Source organism: Gracilibacillus saliphilus, assembly GCF_010994085.1.
Lineage (GTDB): Bacteria > Bacillota > Bacilli > Bacillales > Amphibacillaceae > Gracilibacillus > Gracilibacillus lacisalsi.
On record NZ_WJEB01000069.1, the window covers coordinates 1 to 1473 of the forward strand.

Annotated in this window: 2 protein-coding genes; both read left to right on the forward strand. The window is 32.9% G+C overall.

The window, feature by feature from the left end:
- Nucleotides 1-550, forward strand: a 550-nt coding sequence (locus tag GHT08_RS21815) for a polymorphic toxin type 15 domain-containing protein (RefSeq protein ID WP_238343653.1), incomplete at its 5' end; no start/stop codon positions are given.
- Nucleotides 551-569: 19 nt separating this feature from the next.
- Nucleotides 570-1115 carry a T6SS immunity protein Tdi1 domain-containing protein gene (locus GHT08_RS21820; RefSeq protein WP_153837221.1) on the forward strand — a complete coding sequence of 182 codons (546 nt, stop codon included), beginning with the start codon at nucleotides 570-572 and terminating at the stop codon, nucleotides 1113-1115.
- The last annotated feature ends 358 nt before the right edge of the window (nucleotides 1116-1473 follow it).

Genomic DNA, 1473 nt, shown 5'->3' on the forward strand with positions numbered 1-1473 from the left:
AAGTAGAGTTGGGAATGGTACTAAGGGTACGGGTAATGTAAAGCATTTGGATGATGTACCAAGAATAAAAGAAGTTGAAGTTAATTTTAAAAGAAATGTTAAACATGACTCCGAAGAGTTTGCAAGACAATTAAAAGACCAAGAAAAAGGTATGAATGAATTAACGGTTGACGAGTATCTGAAAAATAGAGACAGATTTATTGCTGAAGGTAGAGCAATAGAAGGAAATGCAGCTCAAAAAATGGCTAGACAAGAAGCACTTAAAGATAAAATTGCTGAACTGCGAAAACAAGGACTTTCTAGAGCAGAGGCGACAAAGCAAGCTTCAGAATGGCTGGAAACAAAAGCAGCACTTCATAATCCAGATCAAATAGCTGGAGGAAGAACAGACATTATTGGAGGTATGGGGGATAAAAGAGTAAATTCCTCGATAGGTTCACAATGGAAATTTAGAATTGATGTTGTTGATGAGCAAATTAGGGAAATGGCGAAGAATATGTCATCTGAGCAGCTAAAGAATACTTATTTAAATGTGAAATTAACTCAATAATCAAAGGAGGGTATGTTAATTGGAAACTATATTTAGCGATTTTATAAAACATGAAACAGTTGATGATGATATTATTTTAAAATATAAAGATAAACTTCCTGAAGAATTAATAGAAATATGGAAAAAATATGGTTTTGGTACTTTCGTAAATGACTTTTTAAAAGTTATTAATCCAGACGATTATTTAGATATTTTAGAGAGAAGTTATCTAAGGTATGAGCAGGCCATTCCTATTTTTACAACCGCAATGGGTGATATTATAGTATGGGAAAAAGGTAAGTATGTAAATTTATTAAACTTTAGGAAAGGATATGTTAATGTTGTTTCCTCCGGATTTGAATTCTTTTTTGATGACTTAAAAGATAATGATTTTATGAACGATGAATTAATGTGGCAGCCTTATCCTGAAGCGATTAGTAAATACAGTGCCCCTAACTATGATGAGTGTTTTGGATACACCCCTCTATTAGGTTTAGGTGGCGCGGAAAAAGTTGAGAACCTAAAGAAAGTAAAATTGAAGGAACATATTCTTATTATTACTGAATTTATGGGAACAGTGCAGTAATGTTCAAGACTATGTTAACTATAAGCACTTGATTGCCTTATTAGGCAACAGGTGCTTTTATTTTTTTGTTAGAAATTTAAACTTTGGATGACATTGATAATGCTTAATTGAAATTCATAGCTCATGAAGGTTGTACCATCATGAAGTATTGTTTTAACACTTTGAGGAACGGAATAAGAACGAGAAATAGGCGAGATGACATTTTACATGGCAGAGATAGTTATGATATGGAATTGCTGACAAACTAACGAGATTGACAAAGCTCGTAGCGATAAACAATAAGGTAACGTGAAAGAGAGTTCTTATATTGCTTGGGCTTATAATTTTTTGGTTGTATTTTTACTAGGGACGGTCGTAT